Raw genomic sequence first — 18,582 nt, 5'->3', positions numbered from 1 at the left:
GGCGTGCGGTCAGCGCTTGCGGTGGCTGCGGACGAGGACGAGGTCGTCGCGGTGCACGACGGCGCGGTCGTAGCCGGCGCCCAGCTCGTCGCGCAGCGCCCCGGTCGAGCGGCCCATGAGGTCGGGGATCTCGCTCGCGTCGTAGGAGGTCAGCCCCCGAGCCACGACGCGACCCTCGGTGTCGACGAGCTCGACCGGGTCGGCCGACTCGAAGTCTCCCTCGACGCCGACGATCCCGGCCGGCAGCAGCGACGCGGTGCCGGCGAGCACGGCCCGCACGGCGCCGTCGTCGAGCACGAGGCGGCCGCGGGCCTTGGCTGCGTAGCCGAGCCACAGCCGGTGGCGCGTGGTGCGGCGGCCGGTGGCCACGAACCACGTGCCCACGTCCTCCCCCGCCAGCGCCTGGGCAACGTTGCTCGCCTTGGTCAGCACCACAGGGATGCCCGACGCCGTCGCGATCGAGACCGACTCGAGCTTGGTGACCATGCCTCCGGTGCCGACCGCGCTGCCGCGGGCGGTGACCTCGATCCCCTCGATGTCCCGGGGGCCGTCCACCTGCGCGATGCGGCGGGAGCCCGGACGCGAGGGAGGGCCGTCGTGCAGCCCGTCCACGTCGGTCAGCAGCACCATCGCATCTGCTCGCACGAGGTGGGAGACGAGCGCGGCGAGGCGGTCGTTGTCCCCGAAGCGGATCTCGTCGGTGGCCACCGCGTCGTTCTCGTTGATGACGGGCACCACTCCCAGGTCGAGCAGGCGCTCGAGGGAGCGCTGGGCGTTGCGGTAGTGCCCACGACGCACCGTGTCCTCGGCGGTGAGCAGGATCTGCCCCACCCGCAGGCCGTGGGCGGCGAAGGCCTCGGTGTACCGGGCGACGAGCAGGCCCTGCCCCACCGAGGCGGCGGCCTGAGCGGTCGCGAGGTCCTTGGGGCGGGCCGGCAGCCCGAGCGGGCCGAGCGCGGCCGCGATCGCGCCGGAGGTCACCAGGACGACCTGGTGACCTTCGGCGCGGCGCGCGGCGAGCACGTCGACGAGCGCGCGCAGCGCGAGGACGTCGAGGCGCCCGTCCGGTGCGGTCAGCGAGGAGGACCCGACCTTGACGACGATCCGGTGCGCGGTGCGCAGATGGTCGCGGGACTGGGTCAGGACCTGAGGAGAGCTCACAGGACCATTCTCGCTCAGATCGTGGGGTGCCTTACTTCCCGTCCACCTCAGGGTCGATCCACACGCCGGCCTCGCGCTCGGTCCACAGCTCGGCGCGGGCCTCGGCCTTGGCGTCCATCCGCTCGGTGTAGTCGCGGCGCTTGTCCTCGCGGGTGGGGCGCAGCGACTCCGAGATGCGCGCGTCGGTCCCGCGGGGACCGCCGAGCAGCTCGGCACCGGTGATGAGCGTGGGCTCCCAGTCGAAGATCACAGAGTTGTGCTCGGGGCCGATCCGGACCTCGTCGCCGGCGACCGCGCCAGCCTTGAACAGGGCCTTCTCCACGCCGAGGGCGCCGAGACGGTCGGCGAGGTAGCCGACGGCCTCGTCGATGGAGAAGTCGGTCTGGCGGACCCAGCGCTCGGGCTTGGTACCGCGCACCTCGTAGAAGGGACGTCCGCCGGACTCCTTGCGCTGGACCGTGAAGCCGGCGTCGTCGACCGCCTTGGGGCGGATGACGGTGCGGGCGGCACCCGGCTTGGGGGCGAACTTGCGGGCACGTTCGACGTACTCGGCCAGCTCGTAGGTGAGCTTCTTGAGGCCTTCGTGGCTCGCGGCGGAGACCTCGAAGACCTTGACGCCGCGCGCCTCCAGGTCCGGACGGACCAGCTCGGCGAGCTCACGGGCCTCGGGGACGTCGATCTTGTTGAGGACGATGAGACGGGGGCGCTCGGTCAGCGGGATCCGCTGGCCGTCGGAGCTGAGGTCGGGTGCGTACGCCGCGAGCTCGGCCTCGATGATCTCGAGGTCGCTCAGCGGGTCGCGGCCCGGCTCCAGGGTCGCGCAGTCGATGACGTGCACGAGCACCGCGCAGCGCTCGATGTGGCGCAGGAACTCCAGGCCCAGGCCCTTGCCCTCGCTCGCACCGGCGATGAGGCCGGGCACGTCTGCGACGGTGTAGCGCGAGCCGCCGGCCTGGACCACGCCGAGGTTCGGGACCAGGGTGGTGAAGGGGTAGTCGGCGATCTTGGGCCGGGCGGCAGAGATCGCGGCGATGAGGCTGGACTTGCCGGCGCTCGGGTAGCCCACGAGGGCGACGTCCGCGATCGTCTTGAGCTCGAGGACGACGTCTGCCTCGTGGCCGGGCTCACCGAGCAGCGCGAAGCCGGGGGCCTTGCGCCGCTTGGAGGCGAGGGCGGCGTTGCCGAGCCCGCCGTGCCCGCCCTCGGCGACGACGTACTCCGCACCCAGGCCGACGAGGTCGGCGATGATGTTGCCCTCAGGGTCCTTGACGACGGTGCCGTCGGGCACGCCCAGGATGAGGTCTTCACCGTTGGCACCCTCACGGTGGTCGCCGGCACCCTGGGTACCCGAGGACGCGTGGCGGTGCGGGAGGTGGTGGAAGTCGAGCAGCGTGGTCACCTGGGGGTCGACCCGCAGGATGACGCTGCCACCGTTGCCGCCGTTGCCGCCGTCAGGGCCGGCGAGGGGCTTGAACTTCTCTCGGCGGATCGAGGCGCATCCGTTGCCACCGTTCCCGCCAGAGGCGTGCAGGACTACCCGGTCTACGAACGAAGCCATCGATCTACCAATCATGTAGCGCTGTCAGGTCCTGGCTCACCGGTTCGGTGGTCAGCTCCTGGCAGCAGGATAAAGCGTGAATGAAGAAGAGGGGCGCACCGTGCGGTGCGCCCCTCTCCCAAGAACTGCGGTGCATCTATAGGTCAGACGCCAGCCTCGACGATGTCGATGACCTTGCGGCCACGACGCGTACCGAACTGGACAGCACCCGCGGTCAGCGCGAAGAGCGTGTCGTCTCCGCCACGGCCCACGTTGTTGCCCGGGTGGAAGTGCGTGCCGCGCTGACGGACGATGATCTCACCCGCGCTGACGACCTGGCCACCGAAACGCTTGACACCGAGGCGCTGAGCGTTCGAGTCGCGACCGTTGCGCGAGGAACTCGCACCCTTTTTGTGTGCCATGGCGGAACCTGCTTTCCTGCTGAGAAGTGTTAGACGAAAGTCGCTCGCAGCAGGAAGGCCCGCCGCGACGAGAAATCACTTGATGCTGGTGACCTTCAAGCGGGTCAGCTGCTGACGGTGACCCTGGCGCTTGCGGTAACCCGTCTTGTTCTTGTACTTCAGGATGACGATCTTCGGGCCCTTTTCGTCCCGAATGACCTCAGCGGTGACCTTCACCTTGGCGAGCGCAGCCGCGTCGGTGGTCACCTGCTCCCCGTCAACCAGAAGCAGCGCGGGAAGTTCGATGGACTCGCCAGCGTCGCCGGAAAGTCGGTCGACGACGACGACGTCGCCAACGGAAACCTTCTCCTGGCGGCCACCGGCCTTGACGATCGCGTACACCACGTTGCTGCTCATCTCTCTTAGTCTCTGCGGCGTGCTCATCACCGAGAAGAACCTCGGGAGCACACGGGGACCAGCGCGCAACTGTCACGCGCCGACGATCAAGATTACGGAATCTTGCGCTCAGGGTCAAATGCCGACAAGGGCATCCTGCTTGCAGGGCCGATCGCGCCTTCGGGTTCCAGGTGAAACCTTACGACCGCGGACGAACCACATGCGAACTGAGGACAGAGTGAAACCACGAGGGCTCCGTGGCTAATCATGCCTTACTTCGAAGCCCTCGGCGACCACGTGCCACCACCTGGGGCTGTGACGCTGTTCTCATGCCACGCCCGCCGCAGTCATGGCCTGTCACGGCCTGTGGCGGCGCCCGCAGGGCCCGGCGCGGCCCGCAGACGCTGGAGGGGCGGACGATGTGCTCGTCCGCCCCTCCAGCCCGTCTGAGACGGGTCCTGCTGGTCGTGCTGTTCCTGCGCGCTCGCGCGCCGGTGCTGCTAGTCCTGCGGCGCTGCGGAGCCGCCGTTGCCGGCCGCTTCCCGCTGGGACGCCTCGACCTCGGCGAAGACGTCCAGGACCGCACGAGTCGGTGCCGGGCGGGTGGCCCGTCGGCTGGTCCGTGCTGGCCGCTTGGCCGGCGCGGGACGCTCCTCGGGGACCTGCTCCGCCTCGACGACCGCCGGGGCGGCCTCGGCGGCAGGCGCCTCGGCCTGCGGGGCGTCGGCAGCGGGCTCGACGACGTCGACCTCCACGAGCTCGACGACCTCGGTCACCTCGGTGACCTCAGGAAGCTCAGCCACCTCGTCCGCGTCCACCACGTCGACGACCTCCACGGTCTCGCCGTCGAGCAGCTCGACCTCCGACGTCGCCGGGCGGGCGGCGTCGTGGTCGTGCTCGTGGGCGTGTGCCGCAGCAGCCGCGATGGTGGCCAGCGTCGCCTTGACGGCGTCGCTCGCCTGCCCGAGCACCGGCACGGCCACCGCGGGGGCCTCGGCCTCCTTGGCACCGCCGCGCTTGCGACGTGAGCGCTTGTCAGCGTTGTCCTCGTGGTCGGAGGGTGCGCTGTGCGCCGACAGCTGCGCGTTCGACGGCGCCGACCCTCCCTGGAAGTGCTTCTCGTTCGGCTCGTCGTGGACGATGAACCCGCGGCCGTTGCAGTGGTCGCAGGTCTCGCTGAAGGCCTCGACAAGACCCTGACCCACGCGCTTGCGGGTCATCTGCACCAGCCCGAGCGAGGTGACCTCGGCGACCTGGTGCTTGGTCCGGTCGCGGCCCAGGCACTCCACCAGACGGCGCAGCACGAGGTCACGGTTGGACTCCAGGACCATGTCGATGAAGTCGATGACGATGATCCCGCCGATGTCGCGCAGGCGGAGCTGGCGGACGATCTCCTCAGCGGCCTCGAGGTTGTTGCGGGTGACCGTCTCCTCGAGGGTGCCACCGGAGCCGGTGAACTTGCCCGTGTTGACGTCGACGACCGTCATGGCCTCGGTGCGGTCGATGACCAGCGACCCGCCCGAGGGCAGCCAGACCTTGCGGTCGAGCCCCTTCGCGAGCTGCTCGTCGATCCGCGCCTCGGCGAAGACGTCCTTCTCGCTCACCCAGTGCGTCACGCGCTCGGCGAGGTCAGGGGCGAGCTCGTTGACGTACTGCGAGATCTCGGCCCAGGCGTTGTTGCCCGAGACGGTCAGCGAGGTGAAGTCGTCGTTGAAGATGTCACGCACGACGCGGATCGCCAGGTCCGGCTCGCCCTGCAGGAGCGCGGGAGCCGAGGCGGTCTTCGCCTTCTTCTCGATCGCGTCCCACTGAGCCTGCAGCCGGGCGATGTCCGCGCGGAGCTCGGCCTCGCTGGCTCCTTCGGCGGCGGTGCGCACGATGACGCCGGCGGTCTCGGGGACCACCTCGCGCAGGATCTTCTTCAGGCGGGCCCGCTCGTTGTCAGGCAGCTTGCGGGAGATGCCGGTCATACCGCCACCGGGCACGTAGACGAGGTAGCGACCCGCGAGGGTCACCTGGGACGTCAGGCGAGCACCCTTCTGACCGATGGGGTCCTTGGTGACCTGCACCAGGACGGAGTCACCGGACTTGAGCGCCTGCTCGATGCGACGCGGCTGGCCCTCCAGGCCCACCGCGTCCCAGTTGACCTCACCGGCGTAGAGGACCGCGTTGCGGCCCTTGCCCACGTCGACGAAGGCCGCTTCCATGCTCGGCAGCACGTTCTGCACGCGACCGAGGTAGACGTTGCCGGCCATCGAGGCCTGGGACTGCTGGGAGACGTAGTGCTCCACGAGCACGCCGTCCTCGAGCACGGCGATCTGCGTCCGGCCGCCCCGCTCGCGCACGATCATGGACCGCTCGACGGCCTCGCGGCGGGCGAGGAACTCGGCCTCGGTGATGATCGAGCGACGGCGACCGGCGTCGCGCCCTTCCCGACGGCGCTGACGCTTGGCCTCCAGGCGGGTGGATCCCTTGAGCGCGGTCACCTCGTCGGAGGCGACGCGCGGGGTGCGGGTCCGGGCCGGGGCGGGCGAGGAGGTGGTCGTCTCGACCTCTCCCCCGCGCGCTCCGCGGCGGCGGCGACGGCGGCGACGGCTCGAGGAGGAGTCGTCAGAGTCGTCGGCCTCGGAGTCGGAGTCGGAGTCCTCAGACTCGTCGCCGGTGGTGTCCTCCGCCTCGGCGGCTGACGTGCCGGCACTGCCAGCACTGCCAGCACTGCGGGAGCGGCGGCGTGAGCGAGCCGGTGCTGCTTCGTCGCCCGACTCCTCGGCGGTCTCCTCGGAGGCCTCGTCGGAACCGGAGCGCTCGGCGTCGTCGGCGTCGTAGTACTCGTCGCGCTGGTTGTCGGAGCCACCGCGGTTGCGGCGACCGCGTCCACCCCGGCGGCGACGGCGACGCGGCGCCCCGTTGGCGTCGTGGTCGTTGTCGTTGTCCTCGTCGGAGTCCGAGCCGTCCTCGGTCGCGTCCTCGTCGATGATGACCTCGTCGACGACCACGTCCGTCTCGAGCGAGAGCTCGGCGGGGAGGTCCTCGGCGGCGTCGGCGTCGAGCTGGTCGCTGTCCTCGGTGTCGCCGGTCGCGGCGAAGATCGCCTTGGGCGGTCCGGCCGGCGACTGGGCGCGGCGACGGCGCGGAGGGGCGGCCTCGGTGTCCGGAGCCTGGAAGAGCAGCGCGGTCCGCGAGCGTGCGGGCGGGGCCGCCTCGGGCACGGTCTCAGCGACCGGCTCGGCGACGGTCTCGGCGACGACCTGCTCGGCCTCGGCGGCAGGAGCCGCACTCCGGGACCCGCGGGCGGAGCGCGAGCGGGTCTTGCGCGGCTCGGCTGCGGCGGGCTCGTTGGCCGGAGCAGCAGGGGTCTCGACGGCGCTGTCGGCACCGTTGGCACCGTTGGCACCGTTAGCACTGTCCGTCGCCGCGGGGGCAGCGGACTTGGCTGCGCGTGAGGCGCGGGCCCGTCCGGTGGCGCGGGTGCGGGGAGCAGGCGCCTCCTCGGCGGCCGGGGTCACCTCGGGCGCTGCGGTCGTCGCGGTGGCGGCGGCCTTGTCGGCCTTGTCGGCCTGCTCCGTCCCGGCCGGCGGACCGGCGTGCTTGGAGGCGCTGCGGCTGCGGCGGCTCTTCGTGGCGGGCCGGGTCTCGGCCTCGGCCGACGGCGCACCGGCGGACGTCATCGCCTCGATCGAGGCGACCACGTCGAGCGAGGAGACCTCGGCCTCGTGATCGGTGGCGACCTTCTCGGCCGCGGCGCGCGAGCGGGACCGGCGTGCGGTCCGCGGCGCGGGGGCGTCGTCGGAGGTCGGTGCCGGCTCAGCAGCAGCGGGTGCCGGCGCGGTCGAGACCGTCCCGGCCGAGGTCGCCCGACGGCGGCGCGGGGCAGCCTTGGGCGCGTCGAGCTCGGCGAGCACGTCGAGGGTCGGGGCGGCCGCGGCGGCGGTCGTCGTCGTGGGTGCGGTCACCGGTGCGTCGGTCAGCGACGCGGGGGTGGTGGACACCGTGGAGGCCGTGCGGGCTCGCCGGGAGCCGGTCTTCTTCGCCGGGGCCGCGGCGGGTGCCGGGGCCTTCTGCGCGGCGTCGGGCTGGGTGGTCACCGGCTGGGCGACCTCCCCCGAGGTGGCCTCGGTGGCGGGCGACGCGGTGTCGCCTGCCGGGGCCGCCTGCCGGGTCACGCGACGTCGCGGGGCCTTCTTGGCGGGGGTCTGAGCCGATTCGGTCGATGATTCAGGTGTGTTCGAGCTGTCGAGCGTCACGTGGTGTGCTCCAGGTGCCCCTTGAGGGCTCCGCCCCACACGTGCGGTGCCCCGAGGGCGGTTCAGTCGTCGCGAGCGCCTGATGCGCTGCGACGGAAGTCGTCGGTCAGCCCGGAGCAGCGGCGAGCGACGGTGGGCGCCAGGCGGTCGGGCCATTCTCCCGGCTGCGGCGCGCCACAATCCGCGATTCGCGATTGCAACGAGCTGAATCTCGGCATCGAGGTGTGTGGAGTCCTTGAGCCTTGTCCAGTATCGCACAGGGGCCCTGAGACCGGCCTGCGCGTCCACCGGTGGCGTGTCGACACCGAGGGGGCCGCCGACCGCCCCCGCGCCGGGCGGCAGGACTAGTGTCGGTAGAGCGCCTCCGCCAGTGCGAGACGGAGACCTAAGTCACACGGCCACCTTCCCCAGAACCGGGCGGGTGGGACGAAGGTCCTACCGTGAAAAATCTTGACGTCATAGCGTCAGATCAAGAGTCTCTCGAACACCTCGACACCGCTCTCCCCCCACCTTCGCACACGAGCACTCTGGAGCACCGTGGACGTCCTGGACCTGGCCAGGTGGCAGTTTGCCATCACGACCGTCTATCACTTTTTCTACGTTCCGTTGACGATCGGGCTCGCCCCCATGGTCGCCATCATGCAGACCGCGTGGGTCCGCACCGGCAACGAGCGTTGGCTCAAGCTGACCAAGTTCTTCGGCAAGCTGCTGCTGATCAACTTCGCGATCGGCGTCGTCACCGGCATCGTCCAGGAGTTCCAGTTCGGCATGAACTGGAGCGACTACTCCCGCTTCGTCGGTGACGTCTTCGGCGCGCCGCTCGCCATGGAGGCCCTCGCCGCCTTCTTCATCGAGTCCACCTTCCTGGGTCTGTGGATCTTCGGCTGGGACAAGCTCAACAAGAAGGTGCACCTGGCGTGCATCTGGGCCGTGGCCATCGCCACCAACCTCTCCGCCTTCTTCATCCTCGCGGCGAACTCCTGGATGCAGCACCCGGTCGGGGCGATCTACAACCCTGAGACCGGTCGCGCCGAGATGAACGACATCGGTGCCGTGCTGACCAACTCCACGCTCCTGGCCGCCTTCCCCCACACCATCACCGCCGCCTGGCTCACCGCAGGCACCTTCGTCGCCGGCATCGGTGCCTGGTGGATGGTCCGGGAGATCCGCAAGGGCCGTGAGCACGTGGCTCGCGACGTCTACCGTCCGGCCGTGATCTTCGGTCTCATCGTCATGATCGTCTCCGGGGCCGGGATCGCCGTCTCCGGCGACTTCCAGGCCAAGCTCATGTTCCAGCAGCAGCCGATGAAGATGGCCGCCGCCGAGGGGCTGTGCGAGACCGAGACCGGTGCGTCCTTCTCGATCCTGACCATCGGCGACCTGTCCAACAACTGTGACGGTGTCACCCGGCTCATCGAGATCCCCAAGCTCACCAGCTTCCTCGCCGACAACACCTTCGACTCCACCATCCAGGGCATCCCCGAGCTCCAGGAGCAGATGGCCGAGCGCTACGGCGACGTCGACGCCGAGGGCAACCAGATCGACTACGCCCCCAACCTGGCGCTGACCTACTGGAGCTTCCGCCTGATGATCGGCCTCGGCGTCGGGTCCGCGGCGCTGGCGGTCTTCGCGCTGTGGCTGACCCGCAAGGGTCGGGTGAGCGACAACAAGTGGCTCGCCATCGGTGGGCTCATCGCCATCCCGACGCCGTTCCTCGCCTCGTCCTTCGGCTGGATCTTCACCGAGACCGGGCGTCAGCCCTGGATCGTCGCTCCGAACCCGACCGGGATCGACTCCATCCGCATGCTCACCGAGCGCGGCGTCTCCACGGCTCAGGGGCCGGGCGTCGTCCTCGCCTCGATGGTCATCTTCACCCTGGTGTACACCGCGCTCACCATCGTCTGGGGCCGCCTGATCTGGCGGTACATGGTCGAAGGCGCACCCGAGACGGTGCACGACGACTCTCCTGAGGCCCGTCTGCCCGAGGACGAGGACGAGAACCGTCCGCTGTCCTTCGCCTACTGACCTGCCACCGAACGCGCGAGAAAGGCTTCAGACATGGATCTCCAAATCCTGTGGTTCGTACTGATCGCCGTCCTGTGGACGGGTTATCTGGTCCTGGAGGGCTTCGACTTCGGGGTCGGCATGCTGCTCCCGGTGCTGGGGCGCACCGACAAGGACCGCCGCCTCATGATCAACACCATCGGCCCGGTCTGGGACGGTAACGAGGTGTGGCTGCTCACCGCGGGCGGGGCGACCTTCGCGGCCTTCCCCGAGTGGTACGCGACGATGTTCTCGGGCTTCTACATCCCGCTGTTCATCATCCTCATCGCCCTGATCCTGCGCGGCATCTCCTTCGAGTACCGCTCCAAGATCAACGACCCGACGTGGCAGAAGCGCTGCGACCAGGGCATCATCATCGGCTCCTGGCTGCCCTCGATCCTGTGGGGCGTGGCCTTCGCCAACCTGGTGCGCGGCGTCGAGCTGGACGCGAACTTCGAGTACGTGGGCGGGTTCTGGGCGCTGCTCAACCCCTTCGCGCTGCTCGGTGGCGTCGTGACGCTGCTGCTGTTCCTCACGCACGGGTCGGTGTTCCTGGCCCTCAAGACCCAGGGCGACATGCGTGAGCGGTCCCGCCGCCTCGCCAGCTACCTGTCCGTCGCCAGCGTCGTGGCTGCCGCTGTCTGGGCCCTGTGGGCGCAGATCGCCTACTCGGTGCCGTGGACCTGGGCTGCCGTCGTCGTAGCCGCCGTCGCCCTCGTGGGTGTGGTGCTCGCCAACGGCATGGGACGCGAAGGCTGGGCCTTCACGCTCTCCGCCCTCGCGATCGTCGCGGCCGTCGTGCTGATCTTCGGCTCGATGTATCCCGACGTCATGCCGGCCCTCGACCCGGCCAACTCGCTGAACATCCGCAACGCCTCCTCCACGGACTACACCCTGACGGTCATGTCCTGGGTCGCGGTGGCTCTGGTCCCGCTCGTCCTGCTCTACCAGGGATGGACGTTCTGGGTGTTCCGCAAGCGTCTGGGCACCCACCACATCCCGGAGGCGATCGGTCTGCCGTCGCTGACTCCTCCCCGCGAGACCGCAGGCAAGCCGACAGCGTGAAACCTCTCGACCCGAAGCTGCTGCGGTACGCGGCCCCCGCCCGGGGGTACGTGCTGCTCACCACGGCCTTCGGCATCATCACCGCCGCGCTGGTGATCGCGCAGGCGCTGCTCATCGCGGCAGCGCTGGCCCCGGTCATCTCCGACGGCGCGACCCTGCCCGACGTCGCGAGCCACCTGTGGTGGCTCGCGGCGGTCGTGGCGCTGCGAGCCGTGGTCAACGGGCTCCAGGAGCGTTACGCCCACCGCGCGGCCACCCGGGTGGTCTCCGACCTGCGTGAGCAGGTCGTCACCCGGGCGGCCGCCCTCGGCCCGCGCTGGTTGTCCACCGGGCGCGGCACCGACGTGGTGACCCTGGCCACCCGCGGGCTGGACGACCTCGAGCCCTATCTCGTGCGCTATCTCCCCCAGCTGCTGCTCGCGGTCACCGTCACCCCCGCCACCCTCGTGGTGGTGCTCGACCTCGACTGGATCTCGGCGCTCATCATCGCCGTGACGATCCCCCTGGTCCCGCTGTTCATGATCCTCGTGGGACAGCTCACCCAGACCTACTCCCAGCGCCGGCTGCTCGTCATGCAGCGCCTGGGCGCCCAGGTGCTCGACCTCCTCGCCGGCCTCGCGACGCTGCGTGCCTTCGGCCGGGAGAAGGGGCCGGTGGCCCGGGTCCGTGAGCTCGGCGACGCCTACACCCGCTCCACCATGAGCACCCTGCGGGTCGCCTTCTTGTCCGGCATGGTGCTCGAGCTGCTCACCACCTTGTCCGTGGCGCTGGTCGCCGTGGGCATCGGTCTGCGGCTCGTGCACGGGGACATCGGGCTGGAGACCGGGCTGGCGGTGCTCGTCCTGGCCCCCGAGGTGTACCTGCCGATCCGTCAGATCGGGGTGCAGTTCCACGCCTCGACCGACGGGATCACCGCAGCTTCGCGCGCCTTCGAGGTGCTCGACGAGCCGCTCCCGGCCGCCGGCACCACCCCTGCCCCCGACCTCTCCCGCGCGACCATCACCCTGGACGGGCTGAGCGTGGCCGCCCCTGGCCGCGACGTCATCGCCCCGGCCGCGCTCACCGCCGAGATCCACCCGGGGCGCGTCGTCGCCCTCGTGGGCCCGAGCGGCTCCGGCAAGACGACGGCGGTGCTCGCCCTGCTCGGCCTGGTCACCCCGGACGCGGGAACGGTCAGCGCCGACGGCGTGGACCTGGCGACCATCGACCGGTCGAGCTGGTGGTCGCAGATCGCGTGGCTGCCCCAGCGCACCGCCCTGGCGCCAGGCACCCTCCGCGAGGTGCTCGGCGCCGGCCAGGAGTCCGCGCCCAGCGAGCAGGACCTCGCTCGCGCCATGGCGCTGACCGGCCTGGACGTCGTCGTCGCGGGCCTCCCGGACGGTCTGGAGACTGTTCTGGGTCAGGGCGGTCTCGGTCTGAGCGTGGGTCAGCGCCAGCGGGTCGCGCTGACCGCCGCACTGCTGGGCGACCAGCCGCTCGTCGTGCTCGACGAACCGACGGCGCACCTGGACGCCCTCGCCGAGGACCAGGTCCTGCGAACCATCACCGCGCTGCGGGCCGCCGGACGGACCGTCGTGGTCGTCGCGCACCGCCCGTCTCTCGTCGCCCTCGCCGACGACGTGATCCAGGTGCACTCGAGCGCCCGCGGCACCGCGAGCACGAGCACCAGCACGAGCACGAGCACGAGCACGAGCACAGAGAGCACGGTCATGCCATGAACCGCTTCCGCTCCGACCCGCTGCGCCGGGCCATCACCCTGCTCGACATCGACCGCAGGCGCGCAGCCGGCGCCGTCGCCCTCGGGGTCCTCGCCCTGGGCTCCGCGATCGCCCTGGCCGCGGTGTCAGCCTGGCTGATCGCCCGCGCCTCCCAGATGCCGCCGGTGCTCACGCTGAGCATGGCCACCGTCGCGGTCCGCGCCTTCGGCATCTCCCGCGGCGTCTTCCGCTACCTCGAACGCCTGGCCTCCCACGCCGTCGCCCTGCGCGGCATGGCCTCCCTGCGCACGAGGATGTACGCCGAGCTCGCCGCCGGCCGCATCGAGTCCGTGGCCGCGCTGCGCCGCGGTGACCTGCTCGCCCGGGTGGGCGCCGACGTGGACACGGTCGGCGACGTCGTCGTGCGCGGGCTGCTGCCCGCGGCGGTCGCCCTCGTGCTCGGCGCCGGGTCCGTCGTCCTGGTGGGCACGCTGCACGTCGGCGCCGCAGCCGCGCTGGCGGCATGCCTGGTGCTCTCCGGTGTGGTGGGGCCGTGGCTGGCCGCCCGCGGTGCGGCGACCGCCGAGCGACGCTCCGCGGAGGCCCGCGCCGACATGGCCGCGATCTCCTTGGACATCGTCGACAACGCTGCGGCGCTCACCGTCTCCGGCGCCCTGGACTCACGACGCGCCGCCCTGCGCGAGGCCGACGCCCGCCTCGCCGCGGCCACCGACTCCGGGGCCCGGACCTCCGGCCTCGCTGCCGCGGTGGCGTCCTTGTCGGTGGGTCTGGCGGTGCTCGCCGCCCTCGTCCTGGCCATCCCCTCGGTGACCGACGGCGCCCTGTCCGAGGTCGCCCTCGCCGTCGTGGTGCTCACTCCCCTGGCGGTCTTCGAGATCACCCAGGTGCTGCCGGCCGCCGCCATCCAGGTGCGTCGCTCCCGGGAGGCCGCAACCCGCATCATGGCGCTGCTCGACGCCGCGGCGGTCACCGAGGCACCAACGTCCTCCGAGGCGCAGCCCACCCGCGCGCTCCCCCGCACCCGGACCACGGACCAGGTCTCCCTCGTCGCCTCTGACCTCGTCTGTGGCTGGCCGGGGCAGACCCCCACCCTCACCGGGCTGGACCTCACTCTCACCCCGGGCCGTTCGATCGCTCTGGTCGGGCCGAGCGGGACCGGCAAGACGACGACGCTGCTCACCCTCGCCGGGCTCATCCCCCAGCGCGCGGGCCGCCTGCTCCTGGACGGTGTGCCGTTGTCGAAGGTGTCGCACGACGAGGCCGCCGAGGAGGTCGTCTTCACCGCCGAGGACGCGCACGTCTTCGACACCACGGTGCTGGAGAACCTGCGGGTCGCCCGCGGCAGCGTCACCGAGGAGGAGGCCCGCGACGCGCTCGAGCGCGCCGGGCTGGGCGCGTGGCTGGCAGCCCTGCCCGACGGCGTCCACACCCGGCTCGGCGCGGACGCCTCGTCCATCTCGGGCGGGGAACGCCGACGTCTGCTGCTGGCCCGGGCGCTGTGCTCGGACGCCTCGGTCCTGCTCGTCGACGAACCGGCCGAGCACCTCGACCCGCAGACCGCCGACGCGCTCGTCACGGACCTGCTGCGGCTCGGCGCCGACCCGCGGCGCCCGCGTGCCGTCGTCGTGGCCACGCACCGGCTGAGCGCCCTGGGGGCGAGCGACGAGGTGCTCCTGCTCGGGGACGGCGTCGTGCGGGCCCGTGGCACCCACGCGGACCTCCTCGCCACCAGCGCCGACTACGCGCAGGCGGTCGCCGCCGAGAGCGCCCGCGCAGACGCGGCCGAGGTCTGAGGGGGCATCGGCCCTGGACCTTCGCCGCCTGAGCGATGATAGGTCTGTGCAGGTCCACAACAACAGAGCACCACGACACCGAAGAGCTGAGGACACAGTGAGACCACGGGAAGCCGATGCTGTCGAACGCGAACGCTGGCTCAGCGCGGGGGCGCACATCACCACGATGCTGCTCTCCGGCGCACCGGAGGAGGACGTGCTCGAGCACATCGTCTCCGTCGCCCGGGAGATCTCCGACGCCGACACCGCCGCCCTCGTCCTGCCCGGGCTCAAGGGTGAGCTGGTGATGGAGATCGTCCGCGGCTGGGGCGCCGACCAGCTGCTCGGGCTGACCATGCCGCACTCCGGGCTGTCGTGGACCGCGCTGCAGACCGGGCGCGGGCGCCTGGTGCCCTCCCTGCAGAGCGCACGCAACCTCCAGCTGCCGCCCATGCGCCGGTACGGACCGGCCCTCTACGCGCCCATGGGTACCCCGGACAAGCCGGTCGGCGTCCTGGTGCTGCTGCGCAAGATCGGTGAGGAGTCCTTCATCGGCAAGGACCTCGAGCGCGCCTCGACCTTCGCCGACCAGGCCGCGCTGGCCCTCGTGCTGTCCGAGGCCCGCCAGGCGCAGGGGCTCAACAAGCTCGTCGAGGAGCGCGAACGTATCGCCCGCGACCTGCACGACCTCGCGATCCAGCAGCTGTTCGCCACCGGGATGCAGCTGGAGACGGTCCGGCGCCGGGCGGCACGCGGGCTGGACAAGGCCGGTCTCATCGCCATCCTCGACGAGGCCTTGGACAACGTGGACAACTCCGTGCGAGAGATCCGCTCGATCGTCCACTCCCTGCGGGACCCGGACGCTGCGACCGGGGTCATCGAGCGGCTGCGCCGAGAGTCGTCGCTGGCCCGCACGGGCCTCGGGTTCGCCCCGTCGCTGGTGATCTCGCTCAACGACCGCAGCCTGGGCGCGATCGACGACGACGAGGAGACCATCGACCAGCTCATCTCGCAGTCACTGGCCGACGACATCCTCGCGGTGGTCCGGGAAGGGCTGGCCAACGCCGCCCGTCACGCGCAGGCCTCCTCGGTGGCTGTGCGCGTCAACGTCACCAGCGGAGAGTCGCCGCAGGCGCCCGGGTCGACCGGCACCGTGACCGTGGAGGTCGAGGACGACGGGATCGGTCTGGGCGTGCCGAGCGGGCGCAAGTCCGGGACGTGGAACGTCATGGCCCGGGCTCGTCAGCACGGCGGCACGGCCTCGATCGAGAACGCTCCCTCCGGCCGGGGCACCCTGCTGACGTGGACCGCGCCGATCCTCCCCCAGCCTGCGTCCGCCGCGTCGACGGACCAGGTGGCGCCGGAGGTCACCGGCTCCTCCGGGCCCAGCTGGTCGAACTGGACCTCCTGACCGCCTGCTGACCCTGACAGACCTCCGCCCCGGCCACCTCAGACGGTGACCGGGGCGGAGTGCGTCCGGGGCTGGTCAGCGAGCGGACCAGCGCAGTGCTTGGTTCAGTGCTTGATTCACTGCTTGGTTCAGTGGTTGGTGTCCTGGGCCCAGGCGTGGTGGCGGCGCGCGGCCACCCACGCGGCCACCTGCGTGCGGCGCTGCAGCCCCATCTTGGCGAGCAGAGACGTGATGTGGTTCTTCACGGTCTTCTCTGCGATGCTCAGCCGCTCGGCGATCTCACGGTTGGACAGGCCCTCCCCGATGAGGTCGACGACGCGCATCTCGCTCGGGGTGAGATCTTCGGTGGGGTCGTCGTGCTCGCGGCGACGGCGGGTCACGGTGCGCTCGTCGAGCAGCACCCGACCAGCGGCGACGGCCCGCACGACGTCGGCGATCTCGGCCCCGCGCACGCTCTTGAGCACGAAGGCGGCTGCGCCCACCTCGAGGGCGGCGGCGAGTGCGGAGTCGTCGTCGAAGGACGTCAGCACGATGGCCCGGGTGTTCGGCTGGGTGCGGCGCACGGCGCGCATGAGGTCGATCCCGGTGCCGTCGGGCAGCTGCAGGTCGACGAGCATGACCTGCGGGTGCACCAGCTCGGCACGACGGATCCCCTCGGCGACGCTGCCCGCCTCGGCGACGATGCCCATTCCTTCGGACCGGTCGATCACCTCGGCGATCCCACGACGGACGACCTCGTGGTCGTCAACGATCATCACGCTGATCTGCTCATCGGCAGTCTGACCCTCTAGGCTCTCCACCCCCCCATCTTAGACAACGCCGCATCTCAGAAACGCTCTCCTGCCGGAGATTCGCCACAATCTTTGACATCGTGGGGGCATGAAGGTTCTCCTGCCCACGTCGCTGCCACTCGAGATGACTGGTACGCACGCAGATGTCACGTTCGTCCCCTACGATGTCACGCTTCCGGTCCCGCAGGAGCACACCGACGCCGAGGTCCTCGTCGTCTGGGGCAACACCCGCGGCCAGCTCGCCGACAGCGCTACCCGCCTGACTCACCTGCGCTGGATCCAGGCCCTGGCCGCCGGGCCGGACGTCATCATCGCCGCCGGCTTCGCACCCGAGGTGGTCATCACCTCGGGCCGTTCCCTGCACGACGGCCCGGTCGCCGAGCACACCCTGGGGCTGGCCCTGACCGCAGCCCGTCGCCTCGACCTCATGCACGACGCGCAGCGCGCCGGGCGCTGGGCACGTGAGCTCGGCGGCGTGCAGTCCGCGCACCCGTCGATCTTCCCCGGCCTGGGCACCCTGGACGGTGCCGAGGTCACCGTGTGGGGCTTCGGGTCGATCGGCCAGCGCCTCGCTCCGCTGCTCACCGCTCTGGGAGCCCGCGTCGTCGGTGTGGCCACCACGGCCGGCACACGCGGCAGCACGCCGGTCATCACCACCGACGACCTGCCCGAGCGGCTCGCCGAGACCGACCTGCTCATCGGGATCCTGCCGGCCACCCCCGAGACCGAGGGTGCCATCAGCGCCGACGTGCTCACCGCGCTGCCCGCTCACGCGTGGGTCATCAACGTGGGCCGCGGCTCCACCCTGGACGAGGACGCCCTCGACTTCGCGCTGCGCTCGGGCACCCTCGCCGGCGCAGCCCTCGACGTCTTCCGGCGGGAGCCGCTGCCCGCCGACTCCCCGCTCTGGACGGCGCCGAACCTCATCATCACCCCGCACGCGGCCGGGGGCCGCCCCCAGGGTGCCGCGGCGCTCATCGAGAAGAACCTGGCGGCCTATGTCGCCGGAGATCCGCTCACCAACGTCGTCGCGCGCTGAGCGGAGCCGCGCCGAGCGGAGCTGCGCGAACCTGCGCCGGGACACCGGCGCAGGTTGTGCCTGTAGCGGCCCGGATCAGCGGGCGGTGCGCGGTGCGCGCTGGCAGACCGGGCACCGGAAGGAGGAGCGGTTCATGAACTCCTCGCGCCGGATCGGGGTGCCGCACCGCGGGCACGGGCGCCCCTCCTGCCCGTAGGCGTTGAGCGAGCGGTCGAAGTACCCCGAGGCGCCGTTGACGTTGACGTAGAGGGCGTCGAAGCTCGTGCCGCCCTGGACCAGTGCCTCGCGCATGACCTCCTCGGCCGCGTCGAGCACCGCGCTGACCTGGGCGCGGGTGAGGCCGGAGGTCGGGCGCGCGTAGTGGGTACGCGCCCGCCACAGCGCCTCGTCGGCGTAGATGTTGCCGACGCCGGAGACCACGCTCTGGTCCAGCAGCGCCCGCTTGATCCCGGTACGGCGGCGGCGCACCGCGTCCACCAGTGCCGTCCGGCCGGGGGTCCCCGGGGCGAGCGCCGGGTCCAGGAGGTCGCGGGCGATGTGCGCCACGGCGTCGGGCAGGGCGGGGCGCTGGGAGCCGAGGCCTCCGGGGAGCCCGTCCGGGGTGGGCACGAGCTCGCACACGCTCAGGTGCCCAAAGGTCCGCTGGTCGACGAAGTCGAGCGCCTGCTCCTGCCCGTCGGACCCGCGCAGGCGGAGCCGCACGCGCAGGTGGGGTGCGAGCTCTTCGATCCCGGCGCCGGTCCGTACGAGGAGCTGGCCGCTCATGCCCAGGTGGCCGAGCAGGGCCTCGTCGCTGCCGTCCAGGGCCAGCCACAGGTACTTCCCGCGCCGTACGGCCTCGGTGAAGGTGTGTCCGGTCAGCTGGGCGGCGAAGTCTGCCGGCCCCCCGGTGTGGCGCCGTACCGAGTAGTCGCGGCGCACCTCGACCGACTCGACGACCGCGCCGAGGACGTGGCGGGCCAGACCGTCACGGACGGTCTCGACCTCGGGCAGCTCGGGCACGG

13 protein-coding genes are annotated in these 18,582 nt (G+C 71.3%); 6 read left to right on the top strand and 7 right to left on the bottom strand.

Annotation, left to right across the window (positions count from 1 at the left end; genetic code table 11):
* Positions 1-9: 9 nt before the first annotated feature.
* The 5 genes from proB to SS2_RS05020 all read right to left on the bottom strand — a co-directional run bounded on the left by proB (position 10) and on the right by SS2_RS05020 (position 7,658).
* On the bottom strand, positions 10-1,161 hold the full coding sequence (proB, locus tag SS2_RS05040; RefSeq protein WP_066461730.1) for a glutamate 5-kinase: 1,152 nt from the start codon (positions 1,159-1,161) through the stop codon (positions 10-12).
* Positions 1,162-1,192: 31 nt separating this feature from the next.
* Entirely contained in the window at positions 1,193-2,719 is a 1,527-nt protein-coding gene (obgE, locus tag SS2_RS05035; RefSeq protein ID WP_066461729.1) for a GTPase ObgE, read from the bottom strand.
* Between the two features lie 143 nt (positions 2,720-2,862).
* Positions 2,863-3,120, bottom strand: coding sequence for a 50S ribosomal protein L27 (gene rpmA / locus SS2_RS05030; RefSeq protein WP_056131185.1), 258 nt, complete (start codon positions 3,118-3,120; stop codon positions 2,863-2,865).
* A gap of 75 nt (positions 3,121-3,195) precedes the next feature.
* A complete protein-coding gene (rplU, locus tag SS2_RS05025) occupies positions 3,196-3,504 on the bottom strand; it encodes a 50S ribosomal protein L21 (RefSeq protein WP_217995572.1) in 309 nt (102 codons plus the stop codon).
* A 491-nt stretch (positions 3,505-3,995) separates the two neighbouring features.
* A complete protein-coding gene (locus SS2_RS05020) occupies positions 3,996-7,658 on the bottom strand; it encodes an Rne/Rng family ribonuclease (RefSeq protein ID WP_245643360.1) in 3,663 nt (1,220 codons plus the stop codon).
* Positions 7,659-8,276: 618 nt separating this feature from the next.
* On the opposite strand from SS2_RS05020, the gene SS2_RS05015 reads away from it, so the two are divergent.
* The 5 genes from SS2_RS05015 to SS2_RS04995 all read left to right on the top strand — a co-directional run bounded on the left by SS2_RS05015 (position 8,277) and on the right by SS2_RS04995 (position 15,748).
* The gene (locus SS2_RS05015) at positions 8,277-9,764 is read left to right on the top strand and encodes a cytochrome ubiquinol oxidase subunit I (RefSeq protein ID WP_066461725.1); all 1,488 of its coding nucleotides are present in this window, start codon (positions 8,277-8,279) and stop codon (positions 9,762-9,764) included.
* A 33-nt stretch (positions 9,765-9,797) separates the two neighbouring features.
* Positions 9,798-10,847, top strand: coding sequence for a cytochrome d ubiquinol oxidase subunit II (gene cydB, locus SS2_RS05010; protein WP_066461723.1), 1,050 nt, complete (start codon positions 9,798-9,800; stop codon positions 10,845-10,847).
* Positions 10,844-12,565, top strand: coding sequence for a thiol reductant ABC exporter subunit CydD (gene cydD / locus SS2_RS05005; RefSeq protein WP_083941793.1), 1,722 nt, complete (start codon positions 10,844-10,846; stop codon positions 12,563-12,565). Before cydB ends, cydD begins: the two co-directional genes overlap by 4 nt.
* Positions 12,562-14,358: a thiol reductant ABC exporter subunit CydC gene (cydC, locus tag SS2_RS05000; protein WP_066461721.1), complete on the top strand. Its 1,797-nt coding sequence runs from the start codon at positions 12,562-12,564 to the stop codon at positions 14,356-14,358. Before cydD ends, cydC begins: the two co-directional genes overlap by 4 nt.
* Before the next feature lie 97 nt (positions 14,359-14,455).
* Positions 14,456-15,748, top strand: a complete 1,293-nt coding sequence (locus SS2_RS04995) for a sensor histidine kinase (RefSeq protein ID WP_083941791.1) — start codon at positions 14,456-14,458, stop codon at positions 15,746-15,748.
* 128 nt (positions 15,749-15,876) lie between these two features.
* Here the strand turns inward: SS2_RS04995 and SS2_RS04990 are convergent, their stop codons facing one another.
* Complete coding sequence (locus tag SS2_RS04990) at positions 15,877-16,503, bottom strand: response regulator (RefSeq protein ID WP_066461719.1); 627 nt, start codon at positions 16,501-16,503, stop codon at positions 15,877-15,879.
* A 124-nt stretch (positions 16,504-16,627) separates the two neighbouring features.
* Here SS2_RS04990 and SS2_RS04985 point away from each other — a divergent pair, with 124 nt between their 5' ends.
* Positions 16,628-17,578 (top strand): phosphoglycerate dehydrogenase, encoded by a 951-nt coding sequence (locus tag SS2_RS04985; protein WP_066461717.1) that lies wholly within the window; start codon positions 16,628-16,630, stop codon positions 17,576-17,578.
* Positions 17,579-17,653: 75 nt separating this feature from the next.
* On the opposite strand, the gene mutM is transcribed toward SS2_RS04985, so the two are convergent.
* A complete protein-coding gene (gene mutM / locus SS2_RS04980) occupies positions 17,654-18,580 on the bottom strand; it encodes a bifunctional DNA-formamidopyrimidine glycosylase/DNA-(apurinic or apyrimidinic site) lyase (protein WP_066461711.1) in 927 nt (308 codons plus the stop codon).
* Positions 18,581-18,582 lie beyond the last annotated feature (2 nt).

It is taken from the genome of Sanguibacter suarezii NBRC 16159 (genome assembly GCF_001552735.1).
In the GTDB taxonomy this organism is placed as follows: Bacteria; Actinomycetota; Actinomycetes; order Actinomycetales; family Cellulomonadaceae; genus Sanguibacter; species Sanguibacter suarezii.
Note: the sequence above shows the minus strand (reverse complement) of the source record. Positions and strands in the feature narration are given on the sequence as shown.

What these genes read in the sequence shown, in the direction of transcription:
- obgE (WP_066461729.1), bottom strand. Translation starts at nt 2,719, where the DNA reads ATGGCTTCGTTCGTAGACCGGGTAGTCCTGCACGCCTCTGGCGGGAAC.
- rpmA (WP_056131185.1), bottom strand. Translation starts at nt 3,120, where the DNA reads ATGGCACACAAAAAGGGTGCGAGTTCCTCGCGCAACGGTCGCGACTCG.
- cydB (WP_066461723.1), top strand. Translation starts at nt 9,798, where the DNA reads ATGGATCTCCAAATCCTGTGGTTCGTACTGATCGCCGTCCTGTGGACG.
- cydC (WP_066461721.1), top strand. Translation starts at nt 12,562, where the DNA reads ATGAACCGCTTCCGCTCCGACCCGCTGCGCCGGGCCATCACCCTGCTC.
- SS2_RS04990 (WP_066461719.1), bottom strand. Translation starts at nt 16,503, where the DNA reads ATGATCGTTGACGACCACGAGGTCGTCCGTCGTGGGATCGCCGAGGTG.
- SS2_RS04985 (WP_066461717.1), top strand. Translation starts at nt 16,628, where the DNA reads ATGAAGGTTCTCCTGCCCACGTCGCTGCCACTCGAGATGACTGGTACG.